This window comes from Shewanella sp. 0m-6, assembly GCF_052977325.1.
In genome coordinates, this window is the sequence record NZ_JBRIMD010000019.1 from 79,758 (window position 1) to 86,639 (window position 6,882).

The window sequence follows — 6,882 nt, forward strand, 5'->3', positions numbered from 1 at the left end:
CAAACAGAGGTAAAGTAATGGGTGAAGACAAAGGTAACGGTGACGGCGGAAAACTGCTGTACTGCTCTTTTTGTGGTAAGAGCCAGCATGAAGTAAGAAAACTCATCGCTGGGCCTTCTGTATATGTTTGCGACGAGTGTGTTGAACTCTGCAATGACATTATTAGAGAAGAGATTAAAGAGATCTCACCAAAGCAAGATCAAGACAAGTTGCCTACGCCTCATGAGCTAAGAGCGCATTTGGATGATTATGTAATCGGTCAAGATAAAGCGAAGAAGGTGCTTGCAGTCGCAGTGTATAATCACTACAAGCGTCTTAAAAATGCGAGCCCTAAAGATGGCGTAGAACTTGGCAAGAGTAACATCTTGCTAATTGGTCCAACCGGTAGCGGTAAAACCTTGTTAGCCGAAACGTTGGCACGTGTTCTTGATGTACCATTTACGATGGCAGATGCGACAACGCTAACTGAAGCGGGTTACGTAGGTGAAGATGTCGAGAACATCATTCAGAAGCTACTGCAAAAGTGCGACTACGACGTTGAAAAAGCGCAACGTGGTATTGTCTACATCGACGAGATTGATAAAATCAGTCGCAAGTCTGACAACCCATCAATTACGCGTGACGTATCGGGTGAGGGGGTGCAGCAAGCACTACTTAAGCTGATCGAAGGTACTGTTGCAGCAGTACCACCACAAGGTGGTCGTAAGCATCCACAGCAAGAGTTTTTACAGGTTGATACCTCTAAGATCTTGTTTATTTGTGGCGGTGCGTTCGCAGGTCTGGAAAAAGTCATCGAACAGCGTGCTCATGTCGGTACTGGTATTGGTTTTGGCGCCAAAGTAAAAGGTGAAGCTGATAAGAAGACTATCTCGGATTCACTGTTAGAAGTGGAACCAGAAGACTTAGTTAAGTTCGGCTTGATCCCAGAGTTTATCGGTCGCCTACCTGTACTTGCGACACTGTCTGAGCTTGACGATGAAGCGTTAATCCAAATTCTGTCAGAGCCAAAGAATGCGATCACTAAACAGTTTGCTGCATTATTTGAGATGGAAAATGTAGAGCTTGAGTTTAGAGAAGATGCGTTAAAGGCGATTGCCCTTAAAGCGCAAACTCGTAAGACCGGTGCTCGTGGTCTTCGCTCAATCGTTGAAGGGATCCTACTTGATATTATGTATGATCTTCCATCGACAGATGATGTTGTTAAAGTGGTTATCGATGAATCAGTGGTTAAAGGTGAATCAACACCTATACTGATTTACGCTAACAACGAAGCGCAAGCTGCAACAGCTGAATAAAATTTCACCTATAGTTTGATGGTGAGTTGAAAAGGAGCCAAATTGGCTCCTTTTTTGTACACTTTTTTAAATAATTTTTTTTCGCCATTGAATCCTATCCAATCATCCCAATATACTCATTAGTAATCATAAAAAACGGAATCGAGCTATGACCCTAGAGCGTGATGCGCGAATCGAACTACCCGTACTACCACTAAGAGATGTGGTGGTTTATCCCCACATGGTAATTCCGTTATTCGTCGGTCGAGAGAAATCTATTCGTTGCTTAGAAAAAGCAATGGAGCAAGATAAGCAAATCATTTTAGTCGCTCAGCGAGATGCAGAGTTAGACGATCCAACTAGCGATGATATTTTTGACGTTGGTACAGTCGCGTCGATTTTACAGTTACTTAAGTTGCCAGATGGCACGGTAAAAGTATTGGTTGAAGGCGGGCAGCGTGCACGCATCGACAACTACTCTGAGCAAGATGAGATTTTTCAAGCGACTGCTCACTTCCTTGAGTCAGAACCTCTGTCTGAAAAAGAAGAGGAAGTGCTTATTCGTACAGCTGTTGGGCAATTTGAAGGTTACATCAAACTCAATAAGAAGATCCCACCAGAGGTATTGACCTCGTTGTCAGGGATCGATGAAGCTGCACGACTTGCTGATACCATGGCTGCCCATATGCCACTTAAGCTTGAAGACAAACAGTCTGTGCTTGAAATGGTTAATGTTAGCGAGCGTATCGAATATTTGATGGCGATGATGGAAGCTGAAATTGACCTGTTACAGGTTGAGAAACGCATTCGTAGCCGTGTGAAAAAGCAGATGGAGAAGAGTCAGCGCGAGTACTATTTGAATGAGCAAATGAAAGCGATTCAAAAAGAGCTGGGTGATATTGACGAATCTCATGATGAATTTGAAAGTTTAGCGAAAAAGATTGAAGAGGCGCAAATGCCTACAGAGGCAAAAGAAAAAGCCTCTGCTGAACTGAATAAATTAAAAATGATGTCACCCATGTCTGCTGAAGCAACTGTGGTGAGAAGTTATGTTGAATGGATGGTCTCAGTGCCTTGGCATAAGCGATCAAAAATTAAACGTGACTTGGCTAAAGCACAAGATGTATTAGATACAGACCACTTTGGTCTTGAAAAAGTCAAAGAACGCATTCTTGAGTATCTAGCGGTTCAAAGCCGAGTAAAGCAGCTTAAAGGCCCGATTCTTTGTTTAGTTGGGCCACCAGGTGTAGGTAAAACCTCTCTGGGTCAGTCAATTGCTAAAGCAACCGGTCGTAAGTATGTACGTGTTGCCTTAGGCGGCGTGCGTGACGAGGCCGAGATCCGTGGTCATCGTCGTACTTATATTGGTTCAATGCCAGGTAAGGTTATTCAGAAAATGGCTAAAGTGGGCGTTAAAAACCCACTGTTCTTGCTCGATGAAATCGACAAGATGAGCAGTGATATGCGCGGTGACCCGGCTTCTGCATTGCTTGAAGTGTTAGATCCAGAGCAAAACTCAACGTTTAGTGATCACTATATGGAAGTCGATTATGACTTATCTGATGTGATGTTCGTGGCGACATCTAACTCGATGAATATTCCTGGTCCATTATTAGATCGTATGGAAGTGATTCGTTTGTCGGGCTACACCGAAGATGAAAAGCTCAATATTGCTAAGCAACACTTGCTGCCGAAGCAGATTGAGCGTAACGGCCTAAAAGCGAAAGAAGTGACAGTAGATGACAGTGCTATTATCGGCATTATTCGTTACTACACTCGTGAAGCGGGCGTACGTGCATTAGAGCGCGAATTATCAAAAATTTGCCGTAAAGTGGTTAAACAGATTTTGCTGGATAAGAGCATTAAGCACGTTGAAGTTAACCAAGATAACCTTAAGTCATTCCTGGGTGTACAGCGTTGTGACTACGGTAAAGCAGAGTCTAATAACCAGATTGGTCAAGTTACTGGCTTGGCATGGACTGAAGTCGGTGGCGACTTGCTAACGATTGAAGCCACTTCAGTGCCCGGTAAAGGCAAGCTGACTTATACCGGTTCACTTGGCGATGTAATGCAAGAGTCGATTCAAGCGGCAATGACAGTTGTTCGTGCGCGTGCAGAGCAGCTAGGCATTAACCCTGACTTTTACGAAAAGCGTGATATTCACGTGCACGTACCAGAAGGTGCGACACCAAAAGATGGTCCATCGGCTGGCGCAGCAATGTGTACAGCACTGGTATCGAGCTTAACAGGTAACCCTGTGCGTGCTGATGTAGCAATGACAGGTGAGATTACTCTTCGCGGTGAAGTATTACCTATCGGCGGGTTGAAAGAAAAACTACTGGCTGCCCATCGTGGTGGAACGAAAGTTGTTCTTATTCCAAAAGAAAATGAGCGTGATTTGGAAGAAATTCCTCAAAACGTTATTGCCGATCTGAAAATTTACCCGGTGAAATGGGTTGATGAGGTACTTAAGTTGGCGTTAGAGCGACCAGTTGAAGGCTTCGAAGTCGTAGAAAACGTGGACTAACGCAATAAATTGCAGGAATGCTTTAAAAAAACAGTAAAAAGGGCTTACCTAGCTATCAAGCTGTGGTAGCCTAAGTCTGTGGAGAGTCAGTCGCTCCAGCCCTTGGAGTGACTGGTTTTGAGTAGTATCCTAATTTATTTATTTGGTTTTCCTATAAGGCTTGAACTTTGGTTCTAAGCTTGTTATAAAAAGCCTCCGCAGACCGCTCTAGACAAGAATTTGGGTGCGGCGCAAAAATTACATTCAAGGGGATGACATGAACAAATCTGAACTAATCGAGAAAATCGCTTCTGGTGCTGACATTTCTAAAGCGGCAGCTGGCCGTGCATTAGACTCTTTCATCGGCGCTATTACTGACGGCCTTAAAGAAGGCGATAAGATTGCTCTTGTTGGTTTCGGTACTTTCGAAGTGCGTCAACGTGCAGAGCGTACTGGTCGTAACCCACAAACGGGTGCTGAGATCAAAATCGCTGCAGCAAATATTCCAGCGTTCAAAGCTGGTAAAGCTCTAAAAGACGCTGTTAACTAATAAAGTTAGCAATGCAGCCTTTGTAAGGCTTTTGAAGAAAGCACTGATTGTCAGTGCTTTTTACAAATAGAAAGGGCACAAGTTAAGTATCACCTTAATTTTGCCAGCAGGAGTCTGAAGGTTTTTTATTTTCTCCTCCTTTAAATTACAAAAAGGCGCATCCAAACAGTGATGCGCCTTTTTATTTTATTAATCGCAACAAGCGAGAAGTCTGATGTTAGAAAAGATTCGCGAAGGCTCACAGGGTGTCATTGCTAAAAGCATATTAGTCCTAGTGATACTTTCATTTGCATTTACAGGTGTAAGTAGTTATTTGGGTTCTTCAACTGAGGTTGCAGCTGCTACCGTAAATGGTGAAGAGATCAGCAACTCAGCTTTAGAACAAGCATATCAAAACGAACGTAGTCGTTTGGAGCAACAGTTAGGCGACATGTTTGCCACCTTGTCTGCTGATGACAACTATATGCAAAGTGTTAAGCAAAGTGTGTTGGAGCGTTTAGTGGCTGAGAAGCTGCTGGATCAAAACGCAGCAGAGTTAGGATTGCGCGTATCTGATGCACAGGTTATCGCTGCTATCAAGGCTGAGCCAGCATTCCAAACTGATGGCCACTTTGATAATGACCGTTATCAAGCTATTTTGCGTCAGCTAGGCTACCAAGCCAACTCTTTTCGCGACATGATGCGTACTGATATGACTCGCCGCCAACTTGTTGCGACGTTAATAGGCTCTGAATTTGTTTTACCTGGTGAAGCTAAGTATTTAGCTGATCTTCAAGGTCAAACTCGTGACATTGATTACAAAGTTATCGATGCAACACCGTTCCTTGCTGATATCAGTGTGACCGATGAGCAGATCAAGACATATTACGATTCAAACCTTGGCCAATTTATTCGCCCAGAAGTTGTGAGTCTTGATTACATTGAACTTGATGCAAAAGACTTAGCTAGCGATGTAACTGTAACAGATGCTGACGCACAAGCTTACTACGACGAACACCAAGCTCAGTATACTCAAGCAGAGAAGCGTTTAGCTGCGCATATTTTAGTGCAGTTAGGTGATGATGATTCTGCTGCGAAAGCTAAAGCAGAAGCAATCTATAAGCAGCTTCAAGACGGTGCGGATTTTGCTGAAATAGCCAAGACTGAATCTGAAGATACCTTTAGCGGTGAGCAAGGCGGTCAACTAGATTGGTTTGAAGCGGGCGTAATGGAGCCTGAATTTGACCAAGCGCTATTTGCACTTAATAAAGGTGAATACTCAAATGTTGTGAAAACAAACTTTGGTTACCACATTATTAAGGCGCTTGATATTCAGCCTGGCGCTCAAGCACCATTTGCTGATGTTAAAGAGAAAATTATTGCTCAGCTGCAAGATAAGCAAGCGGTAGATAAGTTCTACGAGCTACAGCAAGTATTGGCTGATAGCAGTTACGAAGTACCTGATACGCTGGTTGAAGCGGCGAAGGATCTTGGTGTTGAAGTTCAAACCACCGCTGAGTTTACTCGTTCTAATCCGCCAGAACTATTTAGCAAGCCAGAGTTGCTCAATGAAGCATTCTCTTCGAATGTGCTACTCGATGGTATGAACAGTGATGTATTAGAAGTTGAGCCGAACCATGTTGTGGTTATTCGCGTCAATACCCATAAAGCGGCAGGCACAATGGATTTAGCTGATGTGCGTAATGCAATTGCTAACCGCTTAAAGCAAGAGCAAGCTAATGAAGCTGCACGCAAGCAAGCACAAGAGCTGATGACTGCTGTGGAAGCGTCTGGTGTACCTGCTGATTTTGTTGTTCAAGATAAGCTTGCACGCTTTGCTCAAGATGTAGATGGCGCGATTGTGAATAAAGCTTTTGCAATGGCACAGCCTACAGATAAGCCATCTGTTGATACTGTAGCGCTAGCAAACGGTTATGCAGTTGTTGTGTTGAAGCAAGTGAATGCGGCTGAAGGCGTTGATGCGTCTTTGCTTGATGCACTGAAGCAACGTTTGAGCTCTCAGTACAGTGAAAACGATTACCGCGCTGTGATTGCAACGCTAAAAGCTAAGGGTGAGGTTTTATACCCTGTTGCTGAATAAGAATTGCTGAATATGCGCTACTAATAAATAGCAGTGCGCCTCATAGAGGCATTAAAAAAACCGGCTGAGGCCGGTTTTTTATGGGCTGAATAAACTGCCACACTATGAAGCGCTCCGCTTTCACGGAGATCATGAAGTAGAGCGGTCGTGAAGTTGAGCAAAAAAGCAAAGCTATTATCTTATAGTTAATCTTGCTGATGCATTTCTTCGTGTAGCGCAGCGCTCAGTGTCCTTCGTGGTGTATCGCATTGGCTTTTACTTTAGAGCTTATTTACCACGAAGCGCTCCGCTTTCACGGAGATCACGAAGGAGAGCAAAAAAGCAAAGCTATTATCTTATAGTTAATCTTGCCGATGGATTTCTTCGTGTAGCGCAGCGCTCTGTGTCCTTCGTGGGGCTTTTACTTTAGAGCTTATTTACCACGAAGCGCTCCGCTTTCACGGAGATCACGAAGGAGAGCAAAAAAGCAAAG

General features: G+C 43.8%; 4 protein-coding genes. All 4 read left to right on the top strand.

Annotation, left to right across the window (positions count from 1 at the left end; all coding sequences use genetic code 11):
- Positions 1–17: 17 nt before the first annotated feature.
- The gene (gene clpX / locus ACVBJC_RS14670) at positions 18–1,295 is read left to right on the top strand and encodes an ATP-dependent protease ATP-binding subunit ClpX (protein ID WP_447161594.1); all 1,278 of its coding nucleotides are present in this window, start codon (positions 18–20) and stop codon (positions 1,293–1,295) included.
- A 148-nt stretch (positions 1,296–1,443) separates the two neighbouring features.
- The gene (lon, locus tag ACVBJC_RS14675) at positions 1,444–3,801 is read left to right on the top strand and encodes an endopeptidase La (RefSeq protein WP_447161595.1); all 2,358 of its coding nucleotides are present in this window, start codon (positions 1,444–1,446) and stop codon (positions 3,799–3,801) included.
- Between the two features lie 256 nt (positions 3,802–4,057).
- Positions 4,058–4,330 carry an HU family DNA-binding protein gene (locus tag ACVBJC_RS14680; RefSeq protein ID WP_447161596.1) on the top strand — a complete coding sequence of 91 codons (273 nt, stop codon included), beginning with the start codon at positions 4,058–4,060 and terminating at the stop codon, positions 4,328–4,330.
- A gap of 214 nt (positions 4,331–4,544) precedes the next feature.
- Positions 4,545–6,410, top strand: coding sequence for a SurA N-terminal domain-containing protein (locus ACVBJC_RS14685; RefSeq protein WP_447161597.1), 1,866 nt, complete (start codon positions 4,545–4,547; stop codon positions 6,408–6,410).
- Positions 6,411–6,882: the final 472 nt, after the last annotated feature.

Bases quoted from the DNA above. Each gene is read 5' to 3' on its own strand.
- clpX (WP_447161594.1), top strand. From the start codon at position 18: ATGGGTGAAGACAAAGGTAACGGTGACGGCGGAAAACTGCTGTACTGC.
- lon (WP_447161595.1), top strand. From the start codon at position 1,444: ATGACCCTAGAGCGTGATGCGCGAATCGAACTACCCGTACTACCACTA.
- ACVBJC_RS14680 (WP_447161596.1), top strand. From the start codon at position 4,058: ATGAACAAATCTGAACTAATCGAGAAAATCGCTTCTGGTGCTGACATT.
- ACVBJC_RS14685 (WP_447161597.1), top strand. From the start codon at position 4,545: ATGTTAGAAAAGATTCGCGAAGGCTCACAGGGTGTCATTGCTAAAAGC.